We start from the raw sequence: 24,609 nt of genomic DNA, 5'->3' as shown, positions 1-24,609 counted from the left end.
AGGAACCCAACAATGAAACGTAAGTTATTGATTGCAGCAGGTATCGCACTCACGTTAGCCGGCTGTGGTAGCACTCAAAATGGTTATAGTGGCGCACATCCAGTACAGCGCACAACCACCAATGAAATGAACACTATTGTGTTTATTGATCACAACTTAAACCGTACCGATATCACCAAATCTTTTTTGGGTGAACGTGTTCGCGATACAGTAAAAGTGACGCTTGATCGTAGCGGCATCAGTAACACAGCGACGGGACAACTCGAAGTTTGGACGATGATCCGCAACCGTACAGATTACGATTTGCAGATTGAAGGCAAAGCGTTGTTTTTTGATGCAAACCAAGCACCACTGATGGACGAATCGATGTGGCGACGGGTCTATGTGCCAGCTAATGGTACAGCGATTTATAAAGAAACCTCATTGAATGATCGTGCCGAGTATTTCTTGGTAGAACTTAGAGAAGGTCGATAATATGAAAGCCGTGCATATTTATACTTTGTGTGCGGCTGCCACCTTATTGGGTAGCAGCTTTGCCAATGCGCAAGATGCGCCCGCACAACCCATGCTGAATGACAGCTATTTTGATCGTGCGCGCACCGCAGAACAACAAGTTAGCTTGCTCAATGTTGATCAAGCTACGTTTAAGGCGGCTTACGATAAAGCAGGCCGACCCAAGTTAGTGATGTTAGTGGGGGAGCCTTTCAGTGATATGGTGTCGGATTGGCACATGCAGCGCCGCGTGAGTGTCAATGCTCAAGCAACGGGCACTGAGGGGACATTCGTTCCGGAATCACAAAGTGTGCAAGTGGGAGTCGAACAACGCAGCTATGCAAATCCGCGCCGTTCAACGATGCTCACTGCAGCACAATGGGACGAATATCAACGCGGCTATCAGAGTACCCTGATGCAATACGGCGTGCGTTTGGTCAATCGTGCCGTCGCGATGCGCTTATTGGATTCTGAAATTCGTGCGGATTCGAAACGAAATCCACAAGATGATAATCAACGTCTTGAAATGGACATGCTGCGTAAGCACACAAACCTACTTCTAGAAGTCATGCCTTATCGCGAAACCAAGCTTAATTTTGAACCGATTGGTTATCAAATCACGATGACGTCTCTGGAAGATGCCACCTTGTTAGCCGATGATCGTATTCCAATTCCACAAGGTTTGATGGAATATCGCGCTGGCGCAGGCGGCTATAATTTGCAACGTCCGCGCCAAGTTGCCGGCGTGACAGCTCAACCGGGTGGTTATGAAGTCATTGAGGAAGAGCTTGAGTTATGGGCAGAGCAAGGCCAGCTCGCAGCACAAGCAACACTACAAATGCTTTACGACCGCTATTTGTAGCGCTACGCTCTAAAGCACAGCAAACTCAGGAGTCACTGTGCTTTGAGCGCATTCAAATGGATTCTCTGCGGATTAATTGGGCTACTTGCCGCATGCAGTAGCTCAACGCCGCCACCATCACTGACCCTCAATGACGGCGTGTATTGGTCCAGCCATTACCAAAGCTACCTCGTTGTTGATGATGCAATTGTCACGCGTTATCAGTGGACACCAAGCCAGTGTTGGGCGGCTGATGCAGGCTTACTTCCTCGAGTATTTTCCAGTTCACAAAACCCAGGCCAACACACATGGATTGGTGCTGGTGAGCGCACGTTGGTACTGCAACGGTTGTCGGATGGGCTGCCGGTGATGTTTACGCGTGAGCCGTTTTTACCACGTCATTGTGATACACCACCAGATGCCAGTGCGGTTGCAGTCGTCGATACGGTTGCCGAAATACTGGCGCAATTTCAACATGGCCTCTCACAAGCAGACCTATTACGCTGGCGTTACGAGGCAAGCCTGCTTGATAAAGCGACATCGATGCCCAGTTTGGATCGAAAATTAGCTCTATTTCAGGTTGTCAGTGAGGTTTTGGAAGACAGTGGCGATGAACACGCCTTTGCGCTGGCAAACGATATTCAACGTTATCACCGCGTCAGTGATTTCGCCGTCGGCGAATCCCAGCGTGAGCATTCCCGGCAAAAGCTATTGCGAGATTTGCGTAATAGTCGACTCAGTCAAAGTTGCAACGAAGGGCTGTGGTGGGGGTTACTAGCGTCCGGCGAATATTATATCGGTGTGCAGCGTTTGCATTTATACGCAGCCGATGCGGCCTATAGCGAGGCAGGACAACGCTGTTTGCAGCGCGCCCTGCGTGACATTGAAGACGATCTACGCTTAACCGCACAGGCGACGGGCTTAAAACCAAAGCTCCTAATTGATTTGCGTTTTAATGAAGGTGGCAGTTTGCTGCTGGCAAGTCAGCTTGCGAATAGTTTGGTTAGTCGCGATGAGCCGTTAACGATAATACGGCAACAGGCGGTTTATGAGCAGCGCACGCCTGACTTAAGCGAACTTCATCAACGTGGCACTGTTTTGATGACCGAAGTCACGGCAAGTGCAGCCGAACATCTTGCACAGGCATTACGGCTTCGTGGTTTTGTGTTGCGCGGGCAGAATTCGCGGGGCGCATTCGCCCCGACAACTGTGAAAAACTTACCCAATGGTTGGGTGGTTGGTTTATCAATGTACGCGCCGCAAGAAGTGGTGGATGGCCGCGGCACTACGCTACCTGAAGGGGTCGGCCTTACCCCTGACGAACCGCTCCCTCCGGAAGTGCTGTTTCCGGCGAAGTAGCAATCACAGCGCTACGCGCTACCCGGCGCATCAACACCGAATTATCCCCATGCAATCACGGCGCTATGCGCCACCCGGCGCATCAACACCGAATGATCCCCATGCAATCACGGCGCTACGCGTCACCCGGCGCATCAACACCGAATTATCCCCATGCAATCACGGCGCTACGCGCCACCCGGCGTGGAACGCCGGGCTACGGTTTCATCTATCCAGTTGCGGATTTCTTGTTCGAGAATGTCGAGAGGGACGCTGCCGTTGCGAAGTACCACATGGTGAAATTCACGTAGGTCGAAATCTGCACCCAGTGCCGCTTCGGCTTCGGTACGTAACTGACGAATTAACATTTCACCGAGCTTGTACGACAACGCTTGACCTGGCCACGTGATATAGCGGTCAATCTCAGTTTTGACGTTGTGCAAACTTAAAGCGGTATTCGAAGCCATAAACTCCATTGCTTCCTCGCGCGTCCAACCCATGGCGTGCATGCCAGTATCGACCACTAATCGCGCGGCACGCCACATCTCGTAGCTCAGACGGCCAAAGTCACTGTACGGGTCTTGATAAAAGCCCATTTCTTTACCGAGCCACTCAGAGTACAAACCCCAACCTTCACCGAAGGCCGAGATATAGGTGTAGCGACGATAGTCAGGAAGATCGTCCATTTCTCGCGCTAACGCGCCTTGTAAGTGGTGACCTGGCACCGCCTCGTGCAAGGTTAAAGCCTCTAATTGATAGAGCGGGCGGCGATCTAACGCATAGGTATTCACCCAATAAAAGCCTGCGCGATCACTTCGATTACTGCCGGCATAGCGGCCCGTTGTGTATTTTGGCGCAATCTCTGCAGGTACCGGGGCGACACCGTATGGCTGACGCGGTAGCAGTTTAAAGAACTTCGGTAATTCGCCATCGGCTTTTTTGGCAATAAACGATGCTTCTTTCAATAATTCATCGGCGGTTTTCGGATAAAATTGTGGGTCAGTTCGTAAGAAATCCGTGAACTCCTCGAAGCTCCCTTTAAAACCGGTTTTTTCAATCACGACCGCCATTTCATTGCGTATCCGTTTCACCTCGTCGAGACCGCGCTGATGAATTTCTTCAGGCGTTAAATCTAACGTGGTGTAGTGTTTAATACGGTTTTGGTAGTACTCGCGACCATTTGGTAACTCGCTTGCACCAACGCTTTCGCGACTATTCGGCAGATACTCCATCACCATAAAATCAAAGTAGTCTTGATAAGCAGGAAGCACGAGACCATCAATGATTTGTGCCGCTTGTTGTTGTAATTCTTGCCACTGATCGACGTTGACGAATATTGGCTTGCTAGCCTGAAACGGTTGATAAAATAGGCTGTCTTGAGGTGTTTGCACAATGTAAGCGGCAATGCTTTCTTCAAAGCCTTGCATCGCTGCCTTCGGTTGCGTGTAGCCTTCTTCTAATGCCGCTTTCAGCCAATCAGTTTGCTGCGCCATGTAGCGTGGGATAGAGCGCAGACGCTGCAGATAATTTTGATAATCTTCGAAACTACGGAAGCTAGCATTACGCACCATAAAGCCTAAGTTACTATGAAAACCGCCTTCAGCATTCAACGGCATGTAATGTTCTTTGTAGGTGTAACCATCAATATCGTTTTTCAATCGATAGGTCAGCATGCGATGGTTAATTTGGTTTTGGCGAGATAAGGCCTCGACATCAATTTGTTCAAGTTGCGCAAGCCACACTTTTTGTGAATCAGCTCGCTGCTTTAATAACTCCGCCGACATATCCGGCAGCGCATCGCTTTGCCATGGATTCTGCGCTTGTAGCTTTTCATAAATATCATTGGCCAGCGTTTGATAACGGCTATCTGCACTTTCAACAACTTGTTTCGTTGCGATATCAGGTTTCGGTTCTTGTGTCGCGGCACAACCGCCGAGTAAAAAAGTGAGTGAGGTTGCTAATAAGGTCGCTTGAAACAGTGGTTTTTTGCGTGACACAACGGTTAAATCTGAACGCATGATATCTCCGGCAGTTGGCTCAATGAGTTATAACGTTTTAATATGACATGAATTTGCTAGACTTTTATATCAACAAGCATCAACAAACGTGTCAATTTATGGTAAAAATCATTTATCAATTAAAACCAATCTATGGCACAACCAAACCTTTACCACAAGAGCATTGCGATTGATGCGTTAATTTCGGCGAGGAACCGCGCTAAATTGTGGCCAATGAGGAATCTATGAATAACGCGCAAACCGGCATTTATGCAGAACCCAATCTACACGGCATAACGCTTTTATTGAATGTTATGACCGATGATGCCGATTATATGCGCCGTAAATTAGCGCGGGTGCCACAGCTCATCGATGACCTCGATGTACGTTTTTCAGAGTCGATGCTCAACGGCTTTATCGCCATTGGCAGTGATTATTGGGATGTACTTTATCCAGACGTGCGTCCGCTACAGCTTGCTAGTTTTCCGGATTTGAGTGACGGCGATAGACAAACACCGCGAGAGTCAGCTGATTTATTGCTTTGCATTCGCTCTGATCGATTTGATGTGAATTTTCAAGCAGCACGCACACTCATGGAGTGGCTCGGTCACGATGTCGAATTAGTCGAACAAAATAATACCTTCCGCTTTATGGATGGCCGCGATTTACTGGGCTTTATTGACTCGCCTGACAATCCACGAGGCATGCGTCGACGCGAAGTATCTGTGGTTGCCGATGATGCTATTTTCAAAGGTGGCAGCTATGTCTTTACGCAAAAGTTCCGCTATGATTTGCGCCGCTGGGAGCAATTAAGCACGGAAATTCAAGAGCATGTGATGGGGCGTAAAAAAGTAACCGGCGAACGGATTAGCGAAGCGGTTTTAAGCATGGTCACCCACACGCAAAAAGCGCGCTTAATTGATGCCAACGATCAGCCATTAGAGTTACTGCGACAAAACATGCCGTGGGGAAATTTACGCGAGCAAGGCCAGTTGGCGATGTACTTTACCGGTAAGCCAAAACATGTGGTGCAATGGTTGCGCAATCGATATGTTGCGGACGAGCAGGGTGAGTATGATCCGTTACTGGATTACATTGAGGCGACGGCTAACGCAGCCTATTTCGCCCCCTCCATCGAGTTCCTTAAAAACCGTTAATCGTTATTCGTACGTTCACTTCGTTCACTGTTCGTCCGCGCTTCGCGCTGTTCGACAACGCAACGAACAGTGAGGCGTAGCCGAACGGACGAACAGCGCAGCGCACGAATAACGATCAACGCTCTTGCTGTTGTTCAAATAGCTTTTTCACGTTTTGTAGCGTGAAATCAATCTCCGACACCTTCAGCGGTGCAATGAAAATCGTGTCATCGCCCGCAATGGTACCCAACACGCCTTCTTTTTTGCCAACCGAATCAAGCAAGCGAGCAATCAATTGAGCTGCGCCTGGTGTGGTGCGAATAATCACCATCACATCATTATGCTGTATATCTAAAACAAGCTGGGTTAATGGCGCACGGGTGCTTGGAATACCAAGTTCGGCGGGTAAACAGTAGACCATTTCTTGTCGTGCATTGCGCGTACGAACGGCACCATATTTGCTCAACATACGCGACACTTTCGATTGACTAATGTTTGCGAAACCCAATTCCTTCAAGGCGTCGACTATTTCACCTTGCGAACCATATCGCTCTTCTTTTAATAGCGCCTTGAAGGCTTCAATCATGTCTTCTGTTTTTTTAGTTGGCATGTTAATCGCTCAATTCTTCGTGCAAAATAATTCTCAAAATAATCGTCCATCATATACGTGCGGCAGACTTAAGCAAGAGTTACGCAAGGATTTCAGAGCGCGCATAACAGCGCCCTTGGTTGTAATTTGGGCGTAAAAAGAGTAAAGTTTTCGGCCTAAAATTTCCCCACATAACTGGATGGAGTCTGAGATGAAAGTTGCAGTTTTAGGTGCAGCTGGCGGTATCGGCCAAGCACTATCATTACTTTTGAAAACCCAATTACCGGTTGGTTCTGAGCTAGCGTTGTATGACGTAGCGCCTGTTGTTCCTGGTGTTGCTGTTGATCTCAGCCACATTCCAACCGCGGTGTCTGTAAAAGGCTACGGCAAAGACGATTTAGCATCAGCATTAGTTGGTAGCGATATCGTATTGATTCCAGCCGGTGTACCACGTAAGCCAGGTATGGATCGTTCAGACTTATTTAACATCAACGCTGGTATCGTTGCTAACTTGGTTGAAGCAATTGCTGACAACTGCCCGAATGCCTGTGTTGGTATTATCACGAACCCAGTCAACACAACTGTTGCTATCGCGAAGAAAGTTCTTGAGAAAAAAGGCGTATACAACAAGAACAAATTGTTCGGTGTGACCACACTTGACGTGATTCGTGCAGAAACTTTTGTTGCTGAAATTCACGGCAAAAACCCAGCTGAAGTAACCGTTCCAGTTATCGGTGGTCACAGCGGCACGACTATTTTGCCATTGTTGTCACAAACTGGCCTGAGCTTCACTGATGAGCAAATCGAAGCCTTAACCAAGCGCATCCAAAACGCTGGTACTGAAGTTGTTGAAGCGAAAGCTGGCGGCGGCTCAGCGACCTTATCAATGGGTCAAGCAGCAGCGCGTTTCTGTCTATCGTTGGTTAAAGCGTTGCAAGGCGACAACAGCGTTGTTGAATGCACCTACGTTGAAACTGATGGCAAAGATGCTTTGTTTTTCGCTCACCCAGTTCGCCTTGGCGCGAATGGTGTTGAAGAAATTCTGTCGTATGGCGAACTCAGTGCTTACGAAGAAAAAGCGAAAGCTGACATGTTGGATGGTCTGAAAAACGACATTCAAATCGGCTTAGATTTCGTTAAATAAGAACAGCTTCACAATGCCTAAGCAGAGCGTCTTACCACCCATCGTGATAAGTGCTCTGCTTTTTTGTTGCTTTTATTTTCTCACACCTTGGCACGACGATTTATTAATGCGCTATCCGCGCGTGATGGATGGTGCTTGGTGGCAACTTATAACCAGTCAATTCATGCATCACGATGCACCGCACTTATGGTTCAACATCGCCGGTGTTTGGATAGCTTGGTTACTATTCCCAGAGCAACTAAAAACACCGCATAACTGGATCGTTATTGTCCCAATTTTGCTTTCCAGCAGTATTATCGAACTCTTCGGGGCTCCCACGTACGAAGTCTACGCTGGTTTCTCCGGCACTCTTTATGGGGTGTTCGCTTACGCGGCGCTCAAAGATACACTCAACCGCAACTGGATTGGCGGTGTCGTGTTCGCCGCCTTAGTAATAAAAATCTTGATGGACTGGGATCAACCAGAAACAGGCGATGCAATTGCTGTATTTGCACATGTCGGCGGGGCGATAGGCGCAGTTAGTCTAGTTTTTGCCGAAAAACTTGCGTTGAAGCGCAATACCAAGTAGCTAATCGACTGTGTTCATTCGCTAATTTCGTGTACAATCTTTGGCTTAATTTAACAGTCACACTGAAGCTATGAAGTTATCAGAAATCAACGCCTTGATGGCCGCCGACATGACCGGAGTGAACCAGCTGATTGGTGCTGAACTGCAGTCGGATGTCGCTCTTATCAATCAATTGGGTCTGTATATTGTCAATAGTGGTGGCAAACGCTTGCGCCCGCTACTTGCCGTGACCGCTGCACGTGCCGTAAATTACGAAGGGCAAGGGCATTTAACCCTCGCTACAATCATTGAATTTATCCACACGGCTACACTATTACACGATGATGTTGTCGATGCATCAGAATTGCGCCGCGGCAAAGAAACCGCGAATGCCGTGTTCGGTAACGAAGCGAGTGTGTTGGTTGGTGACTTTCTCTATACCCGCGCATTTCAGCTGATGGTGACGTTGAATTCCATGAAGGTGATGAAGATTCTCGCCGATGCGACCAATATCATTTCCGAAGGCGAAGTGTTGCAGTTAATGAACTGCAACGACCCAGACACCACCGAAGCAAGCTACTTTGATGTAATCTACGGCAAAACTGGCAAGCTCTTTGAAGCAGCCACACAACTTGGCGCCGTGTTAGCTGAGCAACCACAGCAAGTCGAAGAAGCATTAGCTGCCTATGGTCGCCACCTAGGTACCGCGTTTCAGTTAGTAGACGATCTATTGGATTACACCGCGGATAGCGAAACGATGGGCAAACAAGCTGGCGATGACCTCGCTGAAGGTAAGCCAACATTACCGTTGTTGTACGCCATGTGGCATGGCAATGATGATGAAGCCGCAATGATTCGTTTTGCGATTGAACAAGGTGACGGTCGCGATCAATTGCAACAAGTGCTGACAGCGATGCAACGTACCGGCGCACTTGAATACACACGTAACCGTGCGCTAAAAGAAGCAGAATTGGCACAGCAACAGTTGGCGCATTTGCCGGAGTCGCCGTATCGCGAGGCGCTGCATGCACTAGCAGCCATCGCCGTCGATCGCATCGCTTAAAAACAAAAGCGATATTAGCTATTAGATATTAGATATTAGAGCTGATGTATCGGGTATTTGTGTTTTATCTAATATCTAACAGCTAATATCGTTCTTGCTTTTCTAATATCTAATATCCAATAGCTAATATCGTAGTTGCATTTCGCCCCGTAGGGGCATATAATTCGCGCCCTGAATTTAATTCAAATAAGCCCCCTCGGGGAAAATCGGAGAAAAACATGTACGCAGTATTCCAAAGTGGCGGTAAGCAACACCGTGTAACTGAAGGCCAAATCGTCCGCCTGGAAAAGCTGGAAGCAGCCACTGGTGATGTGGTTGAGTTCGACCAAGTATTAATGCTGTCGAACGGTGACGACGTGAAAATCGGCGCACCTTTTGTTTCTGGTGGCTCTGTTAAGGCGGAAGTAGTAAACCATGGTCGTGCAGACAAAGTGAACATCATCAAGTTCCGTCGTCGTAAGCACCACATGAAACGTCAAGGTCATCGTCAGTGGTTCACCGAAGTGAAAATCACTGGTATTAAAGGTTAATTGAAGGAGTAACGACACATGGCACACAAAAAAGCCGCAGGTTCAACTCGTAACGGTCGTGACTCAGAAAGTAAACGTCTGGGTGTTAAGCGCTTCGGTGGTGAGTCAGTTTTAGCTGGTAGCATCATCGTTCGTCAACGTGGTACTAAATTCCACGCTGGTGACAACGTCGGTATCGGCCGTGACCACACTTTGTTCGCATTGGCGGACGGCAAAGTTTCTTTTGCGGAGAAAGGTCCTAAGAACCGCAAATACGTTAGCATCGTAACTGAATAATCGTAGCCCGGCGTTCTACGCCGGGACGTGGCGCAGCGACGGTGAATCTCGCCACAGCTACGCTAAGTCTCAAATACGGCTAACAATGAAGTATTGAAACCCCGTCCGGAGTGGCGGGGTTTTTTCATGTAAGCAGATAGGTAAAATCATGAAGTTTGTAGATGAAGTCGAAATTCGCGTAGAAGCAGGCGACGGCGGTAACGGCGTTGTTAGCTTTCGACGTGAAAAATATATCCCCAAGGGCGGTCCCGATGGCGGTGACGGTGGCGATGGCGGCGACGTTTATCTAGAAGCCGATGAAAACCTAAATACGCTGATCGATTACCGCTTTGAGCGTTTCCACCGTGCCCAGCGTGGTGAAAACGGTCACGGCAAAAACTGTACCGGTAAACGCGGTGCAGATTTAGTCTTAAAAGTACCAGTAGGTACCCGCGCGACCGATCAAGAAACCGGCGAAGTGCTGGGCGATTTAACGCGCCACGGCTTACGTCGTATGGTTGCCAAAGGTGGATTCCATGGTTTGGGTAACGCGCGCTTCAAAAGCTCGACTAACCGTGCGCCACGCCAAAAAACAATGGGCACACCAGGTGAAATCCGCACCCTGAAACTCGAACTCATGTTGCTTGCTGACGTGGGGCTCTTGGGTATGCCGAACGCTGGTAAATCAACCTTCATTCGCTCTGTTTCAGCAGCTAAACCAAAAGTAGCCGATTACCCATTCACCACCTTGGTTCCTAACCTCGGTGTTGTTCGTCCAGTGCCACATGCAACCTTCGTTATCGCCGATATTCCAGGTTTGATTGAAGGTGCCGCTGAAGGTGCAGGCTTAGGTATTCGCTTCTTGAAACACCTTGAACGTTGCCGTTTATTGTTGCATCTCGTTGATTTAGCACCGTATGATGAAACCGATCCAGCTGAGCAAGCGGTGAAAATTGTACGCGAACTAGAAAAATACAGTCCGGAACTTGCGGCGAAACCACGTTGGTTAGTGGTCAATAAAGTTGATTTGCTAAGTAAAGAGCAAATTGCCGAAGGCATCGAACGCGTCAAACAAGCGCTTGATTGGGATGGTCCTGTTTACCAAATCTCAGGCCTATCAAACATCGGCACAGATGCGCTATGTAAAGAAATCATCGCGTACTTAGAATCACTGCCAAAGCAAACGCCAGAAGAAATGGAAGCGGAAGCGAAGGCCAGTGTTGAGTTCAAGTGGGACGATTATCACAAGCAGCAGCTTGAAGCGTTTGAAGACGAAGATGATGACGATGATGACTACGACGACGATGATTACGACGTGGAAGTGATCTACCAAAAATAAAAACAAGTTCGATATTAGCTATTGGATATTAGATATTAGAGCGGCAAGTTCGATCTTGGCTAGTGGAACTGATGTATCGGGTATTAGTGTTTCGCTAATATCTAATATCCAATAGCTAATATCGCTTTTGCACTGAGGGGGAGAGATATGCATATTGCTTTAGTGGCGGCTATGGCGGCCAATCGCGTCATCGGCAAAGACGGCAAAATGCCTTGGCATCTCCCTGCAGAACTTCAACATTTCAAACGTGTGACGCTCGGTAAACCAGTCGTTATGGGGCGCACAACTTACGAATCGATTGGGCGCCCATTGCCAGGGCGCACCAACATTGTCTTAAGTCGCAAATACCAACAGCCGTATACCGATGAGCAAGGTGTGATTTGGGTCAGTAGCCCAGAGCAAGCCGTGCACGCTGCTGGTCATACCGATGAATTGATGGTGATTGGCGGTGGTCATGTTTATGCGGAGTTTTTACCGCATGCGCATCGTCTTTATTTAACTCAGATTCAGTTAGAAACCGACGGCGACACGTTTTTCCCAGATTATCATGCGCAAGCAACATGGAATTTGGTTGAATCGGTTGAACATCCTGCCGATGACAAAAATCCCTACCCATTTGTAACAGAAGTTTACGAGCGCGAAACAGCTGACCGCTAAGCCAAATAAAGTGTAAAAAACCCGTTAACGGCGGTTGTTTTTTAACATTTTAATCCGTTGCGAACGCAGATAGCGGTCGTTAACATACCTTTCAAATAGTGATTTAGTGAAAGTGTATGATCGGTTTGGGTACGGCAAAAAAGAGTTTACTGACGGTAATGAGTACAGCATTACTGCTGACCAGCGGAGCTGTCGGCGCACAGCCAGCACTCGCGACGTTCGGCGATGATGTTGCGCTACTGTTTTGTAGCCAAGTACGTCACAACAACTCACAGGATTTCCGTAACAAACTGCGCGAGTATCGCTTGCGCATCCGTGACATTTACCCACGTATTCGCTGTAATGGTGAAAGCATGATTCAATTTGCCCACCACAGCGGCTCTGCGGAAATCGGCCGCTTTATTGCCAATAGTGTACTGATTCGTGATTTGTACGATGTCGGCGATGTGAGTTGGGCTCGTCAGCTGCCTCAGCAAAATAGCATTCGCCAAGTTATCGAAGAACGATTGCAGCAAGTATCTCAATAAACTAAAACAAACTTTTATTTTTTGTAGCTTTCCGCTCACCACCGAGAAAGGATAGACTGGGCACAGTTGTTACAACCGGATAACAAATCATGCGAAATAAGGGAATATCAGCTCTAGCACTTTTGCTAGGGGGAACACTATACATCGGTACTCCAGAAGCTGCCTTTGCAGCGTCACAAGACGATGCCAGTCAAGAATCACCTGCGCTTCAGCAACAAGAAAAACTCACCTCGTGCTATTTAAAAAATATTAGCGAGCAAGTTTTATGTGGCTCACTCATGGTTCCCGAAAACTATGACCAACCAGAGCAGCGCCAAATATCAATTAATTATGCTGTTTTACCTGCCGTAAGTGAAAACAAGAAGGCCGATCCGTTGCTGATTTTGGCTGGTGGACCAGGGCAAGCTGCAACTGAGCTAGCTGCTATGATTAACCGCATGTTTAGCGATGTTCGTAAACAGCGCGACATTCTGTTAATCGACCAGCGTGGTACCGGGAAATCAAATCCTCTTAGTTGCGAGCTTAGTCATGTTGATGAGTTGGTCAAAGCGGATGATGATATCGATTTAGCGCGAATCGCAGGCGAATGTTTAGCGCAATATAAAGATGAAGACCTCACCCAATACCACACCGTGAATGCAATTCGTGATTTCGAAGCAGTGCGTGAGCATTTAGGTTACCCGCAAGTTAACTTATACGGCGGCTCGTATGGCACGCGAGCCGGTTTAGTCTACATGCGTGAAGCACCGGAGTCTGTGCGAGCTGCGGTATTAGATGCTGTGGCACCGCCAGAAGTTGTGGTCGGCCCCTTTGGGCGCCATGGTGCGGATTCATTCAACTTGTTGTTAGAGCACTGCGCTAAATCAGCGGCTTGTCAGTCAACTTTTCCTGAACTGAAAAATACTTACGCGGAAACCCTAGAAAAACTCGAAGACGAGCCGGTACCGTTGACCGTGAACGACCCGCTTACCAATGAACCAACCGATATTCTGATCACCGCCGGTCGTTTTACGTCGGTGATGCGTGTCGGGCTCTATCATCCGGTAACGCGGCAATTATTACCCTATGCGATTCAACAAACGCATCGCGGCAACTACACCCCGTTGGTGGGATTAATTGGCAGCAGCATGTCGCAGTCTGAAATGTATATGGGATTAACCTTATCGGTACTTTGTAGCGAAGACTTGCCACGTGCAACCGATGAGCTGTTAGCAGCAGATGGCGATAACGATTTCATTGGTTCGCGTACTGCCGATGCATTTGTTGAAATGTGCTCGGTATGGCCATCGGTGCCGCGCCCTGAGTCATGGTTTGAACCAGTTGCGAGTGATATTCCAAGCTTGTTACTGTCAGGTCGTTTAGACCCAGTAACGCCACCAACGTGGGGCGCATTAGCAGCGCAAACGCTACCCAATAGCCGTCATCTGATTGCCCCAAATGGCTCGCATACGATCGCCGGCCATACATGCGCGAATAAATTAGCGACGCAGTTTATCAATACACTTGATCTTGCGGCACTGGATGACAGTTGTTTGCAAAATCAAAAACCAATGCCGTTTGTTCTCAATGCCAACGGCAAAGGCTTGTAAGGTACCCGACCATGATTCAAGTGACAGAACTGCGTAAACAATTTGGAAAAGTCACCGCGTTAGACGGGCTTACTTTTACCGCCCCAGAAGGGCAAATTACGGGTTTATTAGGGCCGAATGGCGCTGGTAAAACAACCTGCCTTCGAACCATTTATGGGTTATTAAAAGCAGACAGCGGGCAAGCATTAATTGACGGGATCGATGCCAGCAAACAGCCGTTAGAGGCGCGTCGCAATATCGGTATTTTCCCAGATAAATTCGGCCTTTATGAGCGATTAACTGCGCGTGAACAAGTCGCTTATTTTGCGGCACTGCATGGACTTGAAAAAGACGCCGGGCAGGCGGCTGTACAGGAAGCTTTAGAGCGCCTCGATATGCTTGCGATTGCCGACCGAAAGGCGACCGGCTTCTCACAAGGGCAGCGTATGAAAGTTGCGCTTGCACAAGCCATTGTGCATCGTCCGAAGCATCTTATTCTCGACGAGCCTAGCCGTGGTCTCGATGTAATGAGTACCCGAATTTTGCGCGACTTATTACGTGAGCTGCGTAGTCAAGGCACCAGTATTTTGTTCTCAAGCCATGTCATGCAAGAAGTAGCGGCCCTTTGTGACCAAGTTGTTGTAGTCGCGAAAGGGAAAGTCGCAGCACAAGGCACCACCGACGAACTGTGTCAGTTAACGGGTGAATCAGCGCTCGAAGAAGCGTTTGTAAAAATAATCGGAACCGATGAGGGAATCGCTGCATGAGCAAGTCTGTTCGCAGTCCAATAGGAATTGTTTGGCGCAAAGAATTAAAAGACGCTATTCGTGATAAACGCTCAGTTATGGCCGCTATGTCTTACGCATTTTTCGGCCCATTGTTAATGGCTGTTGCCTTTTATGTCATGATCAGTCAATTGACGGATCCGAGTGATGTTGAAATCGATATTAAAGGCGCAGAACACGCACCGGCACTCATCGAATATTTACAACAGCAAGGTATTGTTGAACGTGAAAAGGCGTGGCCAGCAGGGCAGCAACCTATTGAGTTAGTGATCGGTGAGAGTTGGGCCGATGATATCGCTAAAGCGCAGCCGGCGCCGATTACGTTAACCGCTGACTTTAGTGCGACTAAACAACGTTCGGATATTCGCCGTATTGAGAAAGCTATTGAAGGCTACGGGAGTAAACTCTCGTTTATTCGTATGCAAATGCGCGGGCTCGACCCACGCGTGGTGCAGCCTATTGACTTAGTGAAACACGACACGGCAACCAAAGGCTCGCGCTCGGCTATTCTCATGGGCAGTGTCCTGATATTTATTCTGTTGTCAGTGTTCTTTTCAGGTATGAATGTAGCGATTGATATCAGTGCCGGTGAGCGTGAACGTAACTCACTCGAACTGCTATTGTCACAACCGCTTAGTTCGCATCAGCTGGTGCTTGGTAAAGCATTTGCAGCGAGTTGTTTTGCGATGTTTGGTGGCATTTTGAGTGTCGTGCTGATACCGCTAATCTTCCGCTTTTTGCCATTACACGATATTGGGATTAGCGTCGCCATTGAATGGCCGATGATGTTGCTGATGGTGTTGATGCTGGCGCCATTAGCGTTATTTGCAACCGCACTGCAGTTGTTTGTCAGCTTCCGCGCAAAAAGCTTTAAAGAAGCTCAAACGTATATCTCATTTTTGCTGATGTTACCGATGCTTGCGGTATTTGGCGTTGAATTTGCGCGCCTTAAGAACCCTGTACTGTACTATTTGCCGCTGACGGGACAACACCAAGCGCTACTCGATATTATTAAGGGCGAGGCGTTGCAGTGGTTGCCGTTGGTGGTGAGTGGGGTGGTAACGGCAATTGTGAGTTTGTTGATTATTCGCGTGATTGGTCGGATGCTCGCCAGCGAAAAAGTCGTCTTCGGTCTTTAAACCCAAAAACGATATTAGCTATTGGCTATTGGATATTAGAAAAGTAATAAATACCCGTTTACATCACATCCATTATCCATTAGCTAATATCGAACTTGCACTTCGAATATCTAATATCCAATAGCTAATATCGACTTTGAATTTGATAGTAAAGCCACTGGCCGAGGCGGCGCAGTTGCGGCAGAGGAAACTTCGGTAACGGCGACTCATAAAACGGTAGCGCTGGAAGCTTCTCGCCCATCGCTAATTCCGCGACTCGCTGACCCGCTAACTGCGTAAACGTCACCCCTGCGCCGCAATAGCCCATGCTCGTAAATACGTTTGCGGCTGGGCTATAAATGCGCGGGTAGTCATCTAGCGCCACCGATACCCAACCACTCCAACTGTATTCAGGTTTCTCTTGGCTCAATTGCTTTAACGCTGGAAAGGTATCAGCCATAGCACTCAATAAATGGCGCTGATAACGCTCCTTGTGCGCATCTTTGCCGCGGATGGCACCGCGTCCACCAAATAATAGGCGACCATCGGGCAACAGCCGGAAGTAATATTTGAGTGTGCGAGTATCCATGACGAGTTCGTGCGGAGCAACACCAATGGCGGCGCGCTCGGCATCAGTTAATTGGCGCGTAACCAAGACACTCGAGAGAACCGGTAGGCTGCGTCCGTGAATGGCTGGGTGTAAATGGTTAGGCGTATAACCATTAGTGGCAACAATCACTTTGTTCGCAACAATACTGCCGCGTGGCGTCGTTAATTGATGCTGACCGTTACTGAGTGTTTGCCAATGTTCAACTGGTGCATTTTCAACTAGGGTGGCACCGGCAGCGACTGCTTGCCGTGCAACACTTGCAAGCAACAACAGTGGGTTCACTCCAAAACTTTGCGGAAAGTGAATGGCCGCAAACGCTTGTGGACTTTTCACTCGGGCCTGAATTGCGTCGTAATCAAGCCAGTTTGTGTTCGGCTCATATTGGCATAACGCCCGATATTGTTGCTCAAGCTCGCCTATTGCTGCGGACTTGTGAGCAATTTTCAAATAGCCACCACGTTGCACTTGCAGCTGTTCTGGACAAGCCTGCAGGTGACGCTCAAGACGTTCAAAGGCGAGTTGATATTCATTTTGAATTGCTTGCGCGACGGCCTCACCGCAGCGTTTCTTCCAAGCAACATAACCCAAGCGACCAGTGCCTGGCATTGCAAAGCCGGCATTGCGCGTTGAACACCCCCAGCCGAGCTGATTCGCCTCCACCACAACAACGCGTTGTTGAAAGCGCTCAGCGAGCTCAAGGGCAGCGTTCAGACCGGTATAGCCGGCGCCAATCACCACAATATCAGCTTGTTCAGGTAAGGTGTCGGCGCATTGCGGCCACGAAGTTTGGGTGTGTGCGTGCCAATAGCTGGCAGGATAGGGTTGATTGGGGCCTGGATTTTTGTCGTGAAGAGGATCGTACATTGCACCAGGCCTTATTGAATCAATTAAATTTAAGTATCATCTCACCCGCGGTGCAATAGCACACACCGTCGCAGACAGGGCAGTGGTAGCCTTCGTTAATGGATAGGTCATACCAACGCTTATCGTGCTCCTGAATCAATTCACCTCCACAGCGGGTGAAGTATTCGAACGCCGCGTTATCAGGGCTCTGCATCCAAATATGTGCTAAACCCGCCGTGCATCCGAGCTTTTTCGCTTCAGCAATCGAATGGTCAAGCAAGCCACGACCAATACCACCGCCACGTACGTCGGGGTCAACGGCCACACACTTGAAGTAGCACAGTTGTTCAGCTGGCACTGGCCAATCAGATGGGCTGCAATGGCCATCAATATCCCAGTTGCCCGGCGCAAACGTCAGCCGAATACCGGCCAATTTGCCATCGGCAAACGCTAACCAATTCAGGTTGATATCGCCAACGCGGCCGCGCTGATCATAATCCGCAAGTGACTCTGGCGTTAAGTAGTTATCGCCATGTACGCGGTTGCCTAATTCAAGTACGGCCGCATAGTCAGCGGCCGTCATTTGTCTATATTCAATCATAAAAACCAGGTTCGATATTAGATATTAGATATTGGATATTAGTAAGAGCGGCATCGCTAATATCTAATATCCAAATGCTAATATCGTTTTCGTATTTTAGTAGCGGTAGTCGTCGGACTTAAACGGTCCTTCAACAGCCACGTGAATATAATCAGCTTGCTGCTGAGTCAATTTCGTCATCACACCACCGAAACCCTGCACCATATAACGCGCAACTTCTTCATCCAATTGCTTAGGTAATACTTCAACGCGCAACTTGGCAGCTTTCTCAGCCGCTGGCAAATCAGCAAACTTCTCGTCAAATAAGTGCATTTGCGCCAATACCTGGTTGGCAAAAGAACCATCCATGATACGGCTTGGGTGACCCGTTGCGTTGCCTAAGTTTACCAAACGGCCTTCTGATAACAACAACAAGTAATCGTTCTCATCATCGCTACGATGAATTTTATGCACCTGAGGCTTCACTTCATCCCAGCGCCAGTTTTCACGCATAAATTTGGTGTCGATTTCGTTATCGAAGTGACCAATGTTACAAACCACAGCAGTTGATTTCAACGCTGCCAACATGTGACGGTCACACACATTGACGTTACCGGTGGTGGTGACAATCAAATCGATGTTTTGCAACAAGTCGCGATTGATGCCATCGGCAGAGTTCGTGTTAACACCATTGATGTACGGCGATACAACCTCATAGCCGTCCATACATGCCTGCATAGCACAAATCGGATCCACTTCAGTGATTTTGACGATCATGCCTTCTTGGCGCAGACTTGCCGCTGAACCTTTACCAACATCACCGTAGCCAACGACCAAAGCTTTCTTACCTGATAATAAGTGGTCGGTTGCACGCTTGATCGCGTCGTTTAACGAGTGACGGCAACCATATTTGTTGTCGTTTTTCGATTTGGTAACCGAGTCATTCACGTTGATTGCAGGTACTTTTAAGGTGCCGTGCTTGAGCATTTCCAATAAACGATGCACACCGGTTGTGGTTTCTTCGGTGATACCGTGAATTTTATCGAGCATGTGCGGATATTTTTCGTGAATCAGCAGGGTTAAGTCACCGCCGTCATCCAAAATCATGTTGGCATCCCACAACTCACCGTCTTTATGACAAGTTTGCTCGAGGCACCATTCATATTCTTCTTCAGTTTCACCTTTCCAAGCAAACACTGGCACACCAGCGGCTGCCATAGCTGCTGCTGCGTGGTCTTGCGTCGAGAAGATGTTGCAAGATGACCAGCGCACTTCAGCACCAAGCTCAATCAAGGTCTCAATCAAAACCGCAGTTTGAATGGTCATGTGAATGCAGCCGATGATGCGAGCACCAGATAACGGCTTGCTATCAGCATATTTACGACGAATGGTCATCAATGCTGGCATTTCAGATTCTGCGATAGCAATTTCTTTACGGCCCCAATCGGCCAAGCTAATGTCTGCGACTTTGTAATCTTGCATAAATACCTCTTAATTCGTTACTCAAAAAGCGAGTTCGATATTAGCTATTGGATATTAGATATTAGAGAAAATCGAAACATCAGGGCTAATATCTAATATCCAATAGCTAATATCATGTTTGCTTTTAACTAAATTCGGGTTCGTGCTGGAGGCGAATCAACAACTGCTGCTGCCGATCAAGACTCAACCGAGGACCAAAATTCGATACCACCTCGGCTGCCGCATGGCTCGCCAACAAACCACATGCCGCCAATGAATAATTACGCGTGAGCCCATACATCATGGCACCAGCAAACATGTCACCCGCACCATTGGTATCAACCGCTTTAACTTTTACGCCAGGAATCACCACCTGGCGTTCGCCGTCGCCTAGTAAAGCGCCGTTCTTGCCTAGTGTAATCGCGACCAAATCGGCATGCTGTTGTAATTGCTGCAGCGCTTCTTGTACGTCTGTGGTGCCCGTTAAGATCCCAGCTTCTTCTTCATTACAGAATAGAACGTCAACGCCACCATCAAGAATCAAATCGATGCCATCACGGAAATACTTCACCATGGCTGGATCGGAACAGGTGACAGCGATTTTCGTACCGTTGGCACGGGCAATCTCTTTCGCGCGAACGATAGCTTCACGCGCGACCATTGAGGTGACCAGGTACCCTTCAATGTAGAGATACTGAGCGCGCGCAATCGCGTCTTCATCAAGCTCGTCAACAGATAGATCGGCAGTGATACCCAAGTAGGTGCGCATCGTACGTTCGGCGTCTGGGGTGACCATCACCAAACAGCGACCGGTTTTACCTTCGTGCTTTTGGCTACCTGTATTGGTGGTAATGCCAACTTGCTCCAAATCTTCACAATAAAATTTGCCAGCGTGGTCATCAGCAACTTTACAGCAATAAAATGCTTTGCCGCCAAACTGGGCAAAACCCACTAACGAGTTGGCTGCAGAACCACCGCCAGATTGCTTCTTTAATTCGCCGCGTTGAGCCAATAACTTGATAAGGCGCTCTTGGTCCTCATCTTCTATCAGCGTCATCATGCCTTTTTCAATTTGATGCTGCTGTAGAAATTCGTCTGTGACTTCAAATTCCTGATCAACGAGCGCGTTGCCAATTCCAACGATATCAATAGGTTCCATGCCTTTCTCGTATAAGGTTTTCATTACGTTATAAAACAAAAAATCCGGCCGCAAAGTATACCGCAGCCGGATTAGTAGGTCGATAAATTGGTTAAGCTTTGTAACCGCCAGGAACGCCCTTGGTGGTGATACTGACCGCATCATGTGCGTGGAGTGATTCGTAGTGATTTACACGAACCCAGAAGTCAGAGAATTGCGCCTGTAAATTCAATGCATGCTGTAAGCGGCGCGCAGCGTCCTCACAGAACATCAAGTTTTGTCCGTTGAGGCGCGCAAACTCTTGCTCGTCTTCGCGTTTTACGGCAGCTTGTACCGGCGTCTTCAACGCATCTTCAATGGCATCAATCAGGGCAATAATCGGCAATTCACTCACGTTATCACCCATGATGACCTTCACTTGTGCAATGGAGCGCTGGCTGTGTGGCGTTGCCACGATACCTTGTGTGGTACCCAACCAACGGTGCACTAATTCGGCATCAACTTCAGCATCAGTGCCAAACTGGTTGGCAAACGCATCTTGAATCAACTGACGGGCAAGCGCCGCTGAGCATGGACAAGTGCTTGAATACGGTACTTCAACACCGAGTTCGAGGTTCAATTTGCCACTGTCGTAACGACCAGTTACCGTCACCGGATACGCTTTCCAGCCTTGTTTTTTGCTGATCAACGACTTACGGCGCAAGTGGTAATCGAAACTAAATTTCACATAAGCTTGATCTGCAAGCCCATCGTGACTATCTATAAAGTCATGCAATAATTTACCGAGTGAGTGATGGCTCAATACATCATTGTTTGATAGATCTTCCAACAATAGATACAAGCGAGACATATGTATGCCTTTCGCTTTCGGATCGGTAAGATTGACGAATGCATCAACATGCGCACTGACTGGGCGCTCAGGTTCTTGTGCAGCACCGACCACCAGAGGCATCTCGATATTGCTCATGCCGACCCAATCGAGTTTGCCCTCGGTTTGTGCGCGAGTTTGATTGGCGATGTCTGGCATCATTGTTGGTGTAGCTGTTGGCATGCTTGTACGGCTCCAAACGTTAAAAATACTGATCCCTGCGAAAGGGGGCGATAGTATACAAGAATTATGCTCAATACGGTAGTTTGCCAGATTGGGTTTATAACCGAAGGAAAAGTTTTCGATTAGGTGAATCGAAAAATATGGATAAGGAAACCACGATGTTGGATGAAAAATTATTAGAGCAGTACCACGAGCTACTCGGAAATGAAGGTGTACACGAAATGTACGATACCTTCAGTGACAACATTGCCGGTTATTTAGACCACCTTCAACATCTCGTAAAAAAGCGTGACGAAATAGAAACACGTCGGCAAGCTCATAAAGTGAAAGGCGCCTGTCGCGCTGTTGGGTTACGTCAATTAGCAAGTCAAATGGAGCGCTTAGAACGCGAAGATTGGTACTGGGATGATGCAGATGATTTGCTGGAGCAGTGGGCGATTGAATTGCCACTGCACCAGCATCAATTACGTCGCTGGTTACATGCTCGGGGCATTTAACGACGGTTGCTCAAGGTGCTGAATTGAAACATCACCAATGAAGCGATAGCCTTCACCATGAATGGTGGTAATCAGATTTGGTGAATCAGGTTGTGCTTCGAAATGACGACGGATGCGACGAATGGCAACATCAACGGTGCGGTCATTCGGGCGCAATTCACGGTCGAGCATTTTCTTCACTAAGGTTTCACGGTCAAGGATTTTACCTGGGTTAGTCAGGAATAATTCCATCGCGCGATATTCACTTTTTGGTAAACGGAACATTTTACCGTCTGGTGAGAATAAGCAGCGACTGTCGCTCTCTAAACGCCAGCCATTGAATTCATACACCACACTGTCATGACCAACGTTTTTCTGCTGGCTCTTCAGTGCTTCGATTCGACGATACAAGTTGCGTACGCGAATAATTAATTCTTTCGGATTGTAAGGCTTGATGAGGTAATCATCAGCGCCCAGTTCCAAGGCGAGCAAGCGATCTTCCTCAGCATCGCGACCAGTCAGGAATACTAAGCCAATGTTGTCGTTCTCGCGTAACTTTTCAGCAAGTTCGATACCGCTTTTACCGGGTAAGTTGACATCCATAATCACGAGGTCAATTTGCTGGCGAGCCATAATGCGTTGCATTTGCATCCCATCGGCAGCATCAAACACGTCATAGCCTTCTTGCTGAAATAGGCGAGTTAGCGTATTTCGTGTGACAACTTCATCTTCAACGATTAGTAATCTGGCGCTCATAGAGGGTTCCAAGAATCTGTTAACATGTGTTGAAATTTGGTAATGAAATATAGTGTAGCATGCGATTTTATATATAGCTTCATAATCATGCAACTATTCTTACAAAAGTTTACTTGCTTGGTGCGACTTGTCTTACCGGCACGCTAATATGGAACTCGGTACCGCGCTGTGACGGGCTGGCTAGGCTGATTTGGCCTTGTAACGCATGAACCACCAAGTTATATACCAAGTGCAAACCAAGACCTGCGGCTCCGTGGCTACGTTTCGTTGTTACGAAGGGGTCGAACACCACTTTCAGCAATTCATCTGGAATACCATCCCCGTTGTCATAATAATTCAACTCGAGTTCACCGCGTTCAGCATCGTCTTCGAGGGCGTGATAGCGAAACTCAAATTTAATGCTCGGCTTTACGGTATGCGTGAATGCATGTTGTAATGCGTTTTGTACCAGTTGATTGATCACTTGATTAAGCGGGCCCGGTCGCACATTCACTGTAAGATCTTCTGGGAATTCAGCGCTCAGTTGAATCTGCGCCAACTCGGGATGACGACTGCGCAAACTTTGCTCGATATCATCCCAGAATTTAGCAATCTGTACGGGACGATCTTCATCACTGAACTGATCCATCGATAACTTACTAAAGTTACTGATTAAGTCAGCGGTACGGCGAATATTACGACTAATCAGCGCTAAGTTTTCATCAAAGGATGTCATGTAACGCTGAAACTCCTGACTGGTCAGCTTCTTCTCCGCAAACTTCTGTTTCATCGAGACCAAGTTATCTTGCAGAATCGATGTTGACGTCACCGCCAAACCAACCGGAGTATTTACTTCGTGCGCCACACCAGAAACCAGCTTGGCTAAACTTTGCATTTTTTCCGCTTGCACCAATTCATTTTGGTATTGGTGCGCGGTGGCAAGCGCTTGCTGCAATTCTTGGTTGGACTCAAATAGCATTTGTGTCCGTTGTTTCACTTGCAGCTCAAGTTCAGCATTCAAGTCACTGGCTTGGCGCTCAGCTTGTTCTTGGCGCTTGATATGTTGCTGAATACGGCTCAAGAGAGAGTTAAACGCAATAGCCACACGGTCGAGCTCTTGCAGTTCAAATTCGTGCAGCGCCGTGCCATATTTTTTATCGCGGGCGATATCTTGAATACTCTCAACCATCTCATCGAGAGGTTGGGTGATAATGCGCCGCAACCACAATGACATCAACCAACTTAAAATTAAACTCGCCGTAGTAATTGCCGCACTAATAGCCAGCGAGAACAACTGTGCCCGGTCATAATCTTCACGCGATGTGCGGATGTAGACATAGCCTTGTAGCGAATCTTCAACCATCAATGGGCGTGCAGTCTCCACATAGGTGTCCGTAAAGCGCGCTTGAGTTAGTGTGCGAGCGCGCTCAAAGTGTACCGGAATAGAGGCTTCTTGCTCGGCGTAATAACTAGCAAAAAAGCTGAGCGAATCGTTATCAGGATCGTGGCGGTAGAGGTGAATATGTTTAATTAATGGCGAGCTTTGAAATGAGCGCAGCCAGCGCTCCGCCGAGTCGGCTTGATTGTAAACCATGAAAGCGTTTGCATTGCCGGCAATAAAACTCGCTAGCTCGTCGGTTTGACGAAGTAAGCGCTGATGGGTATCGAGAATGAAGTTAAAGCTCAGGACAATACACGCCAACGCCACCGAGATAGTCGTAATTAAAATGACTAAGCTGGTGACGCTGCGTTTGATTGAACTGACTTTAAACGTCATCGTAGCCATACC

General features: G+C 48.0%; 25 protein-coding genes. 16 read left to right on the top strand and 9 right to left on the bottom strand.

Features of this window, described 5'->3' with window-relative positions; translation table 11 throughout:
* Nucleotides 1–12: 12 nt before the first annotated feature.
* The 3 genes from BM292_RS06250 to BM292_RS06240 are packed head-to-tail and all read left to right on the top strand — an operon-like array spanning nt 13 to nt 2,692.
* Complete coding sequence (locus BM292_RS06250) at nt 13–474, top strand: putative periplasmic lipoprotein (RefSeq protein ID WP_092856407.1); 462 nt, start codon at nt 13–15, stop codon at nt 472–474.
* A 1-nt stretch (nt 475) separates the two neighbouring features.
* A complete protein-coding gene (locus BM292_RS06245) occupies nt 476–1,354 on the top strand; it encodes a hypothetical protein (RefSeq protein WP_092856405.1) in 879 nt (292 codons plus the stop codon).
* A 42-nt stretch (nt 1,355–1,396) separates the two neighbouring features.
* Nucleotides 1,397–2,692: a S41 family peptidase gene (locus BM292_RS06240; RefSeq protein WP_092856403.1), complete on the top strand. Its 1,296-nt coding sequence runs from the start codon at nt 1,397–1,399 to the stop codon at nt 2,690–2,692.
* Between the two features lie 167 nt (nt 2,693–2,859).
* Here BM292_RS06240 and BM292_RS06235 read toward each other — a convergent pair whose 3' ends face one another.
* Nucleotides 2,860–4,689: a DUF885 domain-containing protein gene (locus tag BM292_RS06235; protein WP_092856401.1), complete on the bottom strand. Its 1,830-nt coding sequence runs from the start codon at nt 4,687–4,689 to the stop codon at nt 2,860–2,862.
* A 224-nt stretch (nt 4,690–4,913) separates the two neighbouring features.
* Here BM292_RS06235 and BM292_RS06230 point away from each other — a divergent pair, with 224 nt between their 5' ends.
* A complete protein-coding gene (locus BM292_RS06230) occupies nt 4,914–5,825 on the top strand; it encodes a Dyp-type peroxidase (RefSeq protein ID WP_092856399.1) in 912 nt (303 codons plus the stop codon).
* Nucleotides 5,826–5,940: 115 nt separating this feature from the next.
* On the opposite strand, the gene argR is transcribed toward BM292_RS06230, so the two are convergent.
* Complete coding sequence (argR, locus tag BM292_RS06225) at nt 5,941–6,414, bottom strand: transcriptional regulator ArgR (RefSeq protein WP_092856397.1); 474 nt, start codon at nt 6,412–6,414, stop codon at nt 5,941–5,943.
* Between the two features lie 190 nt (nt 6,415–6,604).
* Here argR and mdh point away from each other — a divergent pair, with 190 nt between their 5' ends.
* The 11 genes from mdh to BM292_RS06170 all read left to right on the top strand — a co-directional run bounded on the left by mdh (nt 6,605) and on the right by BM292_RS06170 (nt 15,947).
* Complete coding sequence (gene mdh / locus BM292_RS06220) at nt 6,605–7,537, top strand: malate dehydrogenase (RefSeq protein ID WP_092856395.1); 933 nt, start codon at nt 6,605–6,607, stop codon at nt 7,535–7,537.
* Nucleotides 7,538–7,643: 106 nt separating this feature from the next.
* Nucleotides 7,644–8,105 (top strand): rhombosortase, encoded by a 462-nt coding sequence (gene rrtA / locus BM292_RS06215; RefSeq protein WP_177203791.1) that lies wholly within the window; start codon nt 7,644–7,646, stop codon nt 8,103–8,105.
* Nucleotides 8,106–8,175: 70 nt separating this feature from the next.
* The gene (gene ispB, locus BM292_RS06210) at nt 8,176–9,147 is read left to right on the top strand and encodes an octaprenyl diphosphate synthase (RefSeq protein WP_092856389.1); all 972 of its coding nucleotides are present in this window, start codon (nt 8,176–8,178) and stop codon (nt 9,145–9,147) included.
* Nucleotides 9,148–9,365: 218 nt separating this feature from the next.
* Entirely contained in the window at nt 9,366–9,677 is a 312-nt protein-coding gene (rplU, locus tag BM292_RS06205) for a 50S ribosomal protein L21 (protein ID WP_092856387.1), read from the top strand.
* An 18-nt stretch (nt 9,678–9,695) separates the two neighbouring features.
* Nucleotides 9,696–9,953: a 50S ribosomal protein L27 gene (gene rpmA, locus BM292_RS06200; protein ID WP_055439238.1), complete on the top strand. Its 258-nt coding sequence runs from the start codon at nt 9,696–9,698 to the stop codon at nt 9,951–9,953.
* A 148-nt stretch (nt 9,954–10,101) separates the two neighbouring features.
* On the top strand, nt 10,102–11,271 hold the full coding sequence (gene cgtA / locus BM292_RS06195; RefSeq protein ID WP_092856385.1) for an Obg family GTPase CgtA: 1,170 nt from the start codon (nt 10,102–10,104) through the stop codon (nt 11,269–11,271).
* A 147-nt stretch (nt 11,272–11,418) separates the two neighbouring features.
* Complete coding sequence (gene folA / locus BM292_RS06190) at nt 11,419–11,928, top strand: type 3 dihydrofolate reductase (RefSeq protein WP_092856383.1); 510 nt, start codon at nt 11,419–11,421, stop codon at nt 11,926–11,928.
* A 158-nt stretch (nt 11,929–12,086) separates the two neighbouring features.
* A complete protein-coding gene (locus tag BM292_RS06185) occupies nt 12,087–12,455 on the top strand; it encodes a DUF3718 domain-containing protein (protein ID WP_177203790.1) in 369 nt (122 codons plus the stop codon).
* Between the two features lie 89 nt (nt 12,456–12,544).
* A complete protein-coding gene (locus BM292_RS06180) occupies nt 12,545–14,044 on the top strand; it encodes an alpha/beta hydrolase (protein WP_092856379.1) in 1,500 nt (499 codons plus the stop codon).
* 11 nt (nt 14,045–14,055) lie between these two features.
* Nucleotides 14,056–14,790, top strand: a complete 735-nt coding sequence (locus BM292_RS06175) for an ABC transporter ATP-binding protein (protein WP_092856377.1) — start codon at nt 14,056–14,058, stop codon at nt 14,788–14,790.
* Nucleotides 14,787–15,947 (top strand): ABC transporter permease, encoded by a 1,161-nt coding sequence (locus BM292_RS06170; protein WP_092856375.1) that lies wholly within the window; start codon nt 14,787–14,789, stop codon nt 15,945–15,947. The genes BM292_RS06175 and BM292_RS06170 overlap by 4 nt, the downstream gene beginning before the upstream one ends.
* Nucleotides 15,948–16,071: 124 nt before the next feature.
* On the opposite strand, the gene BM292_RS06165 is transcribed toward BM292_RS06170, so the two are convergent.
* The 5 genes from BM292_RS06165 to folE2 all read right to left on the bottom strand — a co-directional run bounded on the left by BM292_RS06165 (nt 16,072) and on the right by folE2 (nt 21,609).
* Nucleotides 16,072–17,400 (bottom strand): NAD(P)/FAD-dependent oxidoreductase, encoded by a 1,329-nt coding sequence (locus BM292_RS06165; protein ID WP_092856373.1) that lies wholly within the window; start codon nt 17,398–17,400, stop codon nt 16,072–16,074.
* 19 nt (nt 17,401–17,419) lie between these two features.
* Nucleotides 17,420–17,980, bottom strand: a complete 561-nt coding sequence (locus tag BM292_RS06160) for a GNAT family N-acetyltransferase (RefSeq protein ID WP_092856371.1) — start codon at nt 17,978–17,980, stop codon at nt 17,420–17,422.
* 96 nt (nt 17,981–18,076) lie between these two features.
* Nucleotides 18,077–19,441, bottom strand: a complete 1,365-nt coding sequence (gene ahcY, locus BM292_RS06155) for an adenosylhomocysteinase (protein ID WP_092856369.1) — start codon at nt 19,439–19,441, stop codon at nt 18,077–18,079.
* A 124-nt stretch (nt 19,442–19,565) separates the two neighbouring features.
* Entirely contained in the window at nt 19,566–20,579 is a 1,014-nt protein-coding gene (locus BM292_RS06150; protein WP_092856367.1) for an adenosine kinase, read from the bottom strand.
* Nucleotides 20,580–20,670: 91 nt separating this feature from the next.
* Nucleotides 20,671–21,609, bottom strand: a complete 939-nt coding sequence (gene folE2 / locus BM292_RS06145) for a GTP cyclohydrolase FolE2 (RefSeq protein ID WP_233340177.1) — start codon at nt 21,607–21,609, stop codon at nt 20,671–20,673.
* 140 nt (nt 21,610–21,749) lie between these two features.
* Between folE2 and BM292_RS06140 the strand changes: the two genes are divergently transcribed.
* Nucleotides 21,750–22,106 (top strand): Hpt domain-containing protein, encoded by a 357-nt coding sequence (locus BM292_RS06140; RefSeq protein WP_092856365.1) that lies wholly within the window; start codon nt 21,750–21,752, stop codon nt 22,104–22,106.
* Here the strand turns inward: BM292_RS06140 and arcA are convergent.
* Nucleotides 22,086–22,841, bottom strand: a complete 756-nt coding sequence (arcA, locus tag BM292_RS06135) for a two-component system response regulator ArcA (RefSeq protein ID WP_092856363.1) — start codon at nt 22,839–22,841, stop codon at nt 22,086–22,088. The genes BM292_RS06140 and arcA overlap by 21 nt on opposite strands.
* A 109-nt stretch (nt 22,842–22,950) precedes the next feature.
* Complete coding sequence (locus BM292_RS06130) at nt 22,951–24,597, bottom strand: ATP-binding protein (RefSeq protein ID WP_177203789.1); 1,647 nt, start codon at nt 24,595–24,597, stop codon at nt 22,951–22,953.
* Nucleotides 24,598–24,609: the final 12 nt, after the last annotated feature.

Source organism: Pseudidiomarina tainanensis, assembly GCF_900115255.1.
GTDB classification, from domain to species: Bacteria; Pseudomonadota; Gammaproteobacteria; order Enterobacterales; family Alteromonadaceae; genus Pseudidiomarina; species Pseudidiomarina tainanensis.
The sequence above is the reverse complement of the archived record's forward strand: the minus strand, read 5'-3'. Positions and strand labels throughout refer to the sequence as shown.

Excerpts from the sequence above, each read along its gene's own strand:
- BM292_RS06175 (WP_092856377.1), top strand. The coding sequence starts at position 14,056 with ATGATTCAAGTGACAGAACTGCGTAAACAATTTGGAAAAGTCACCGCG.
- arcA (WP_092856363.1), bottom strand. The coding sequence starts at position 22,841 with ATGAGCGCCAGATTACTAATCGTTGAAGATGAAGTTGTCACACGAAAT.
- BM292_RS06185 (WP_177203790.1), top strand. The coding sequence starts at position 12,087 with ATGAGTACAGCATTACTGCTGACCAGCGGAGCTGTCGGCGCACAGCCA.
- BM292_RS06165 (WP_092856373.1), bottom strand. The coding sequence starts at position 17,400 with ATGTACGATCCTCTTCACGACAAAAATCCAGGCCCCAATCAACCCTAT.
- folA (WP_092856383.1), top strand. The coding sequence starts at position 11,419 with ATGCATATTGCTTTAGTGGCGGCTATGGCGGCCAATCGCGTCATCGGC.
- BM292_RS06170 (WP_092856375.1), top strand. The coding sequence starts at position 14,787 with ATGAGCAAGTCTGTTCGCAGTCCAATAGGAATTGTTTGGCGCAAAGAA.
- rrtA (WP_177203791.1), top strand. The coding sequence starts at position 7,644 with ATGCGCTATCCGCGCGTGATGGATGGTGCTTGGTGGCAACTTATAACC.
- argR (WP_092856397.1), bottom strand. The coding sequence starts at position 6,414 with ATGCCAACTAAAAAAACAGAAGACATGATTGAAGCCTTCAAGGCGCTA.
- BM292_RS06150 (WP_092856367.1), bottom strand. The coding sequence starts at position 20,579 with ATGGAACCTATTGATATCGTTGGAATTGGCAACGCGCTCGTTGATCAG.
- BM292_RS06250 (WP_092856407.1), top strand. The coding sequence starts at position 13 with ATGAAACGTAAGTTATTGATTGCAGCAGGTATCGCACTCACGTTAGCC.
- BM292_RS06130 (WP_177203789.1), bottom strand. The coding sequence starts at position 24,597 with ATGACGTTTAAAGTCAGTTCAATCAAACGCAGCGTCACCAGCTTAGTC.
- BM292_RS06160 (WP_092856371.1), bottom strand. The coding sequence starts at position 17,980 with ATGATTGAATATAGACAAATGACGGCCGCTGACTATGCGGCCGTACTT.
- BM292_RS06230 (WP_092856399.1), top strand. The coding sequence starts at position 4,914 with ATGAATAACGCGCAAACCGGCATTTATGCAGAACCCAATCTACACGGC.
- cgtA (WP_092856385.1), top strand. The coding sequence starts at position 10,102 with ATGAAGTTTGTAGATGAAGTCGAAATTCGCGTAGAAGCAGGCGACGGC.
- rplU (WP_092856387.1), top strand. The coding sequence starts at position 9,366 with ATGTACGCAGTATTCCAAAGTGGCGGTAAGCAACACCGTGTAACTGAA.
- mdh (WP_092856395.1), top strand. The coding sequence starts at position 6,605 with ATGAAAGTTGCAGTTTTAGGTGCAGCTGGCGGTATCGGCCAAGCACTA.
- BM292_RS06140 (WP_092856365.1), top strand. The coding sequence starts at position 21,750 with ATGGATAAGGAAACCACGATGTTGGATGAAAAATTATTAGAGCAGTAC.
- BM292_RS06245 (WP_092856405.1), top strand. The coding sequence starts at position 476 with ATGAAAGCCGTGCATATTTATACTTTGTGTGCGGCTGCCACCTTATTG.
- rpmA (WP_055439238.1), top strand. The coding sequence starts at position 9,696 with ATGGCACACAAAAAAGCCGCAGGTTCAACTCGTAACGGTCGTGACTCA.
- ahcY (WP_092856369.1), bottom strand. The coding sequence starts at position 19,441 with ATGCAAGATTACAAAGTCGCAGACATTAGCTTGGCCGATTGGGGCCGT.
- folE2 (WP_233340177.1), bottom strand. The coding sequence starts at position 21,609 with ATGCCAACAGCTACACCAACAATGATGCCAGACATCGCCAATCAAACT.
- BM292_RS06235 (WP_092856401.1), bottom strand. The coding sequence starts at position 4,689 with ATGCGTTCAGATTTAACCGTTGTGTCACGCAAAAAACCACTGTTTCAA.
- ispB (WP_092856389.1), top strand. The coding sequence starts at position 8,176 with ATGAAGTTATCAGAAATCAACGCCTTGATGGCCGCCGACATGACCGGA.
- BM292_RS06180 (WP_092856379.1), top strand. The coding sequence starts at position 12,545 with ATGCGAAATAAGGGAATATCAGCTCTAGCACTTTTGCTAGGGGGAACA.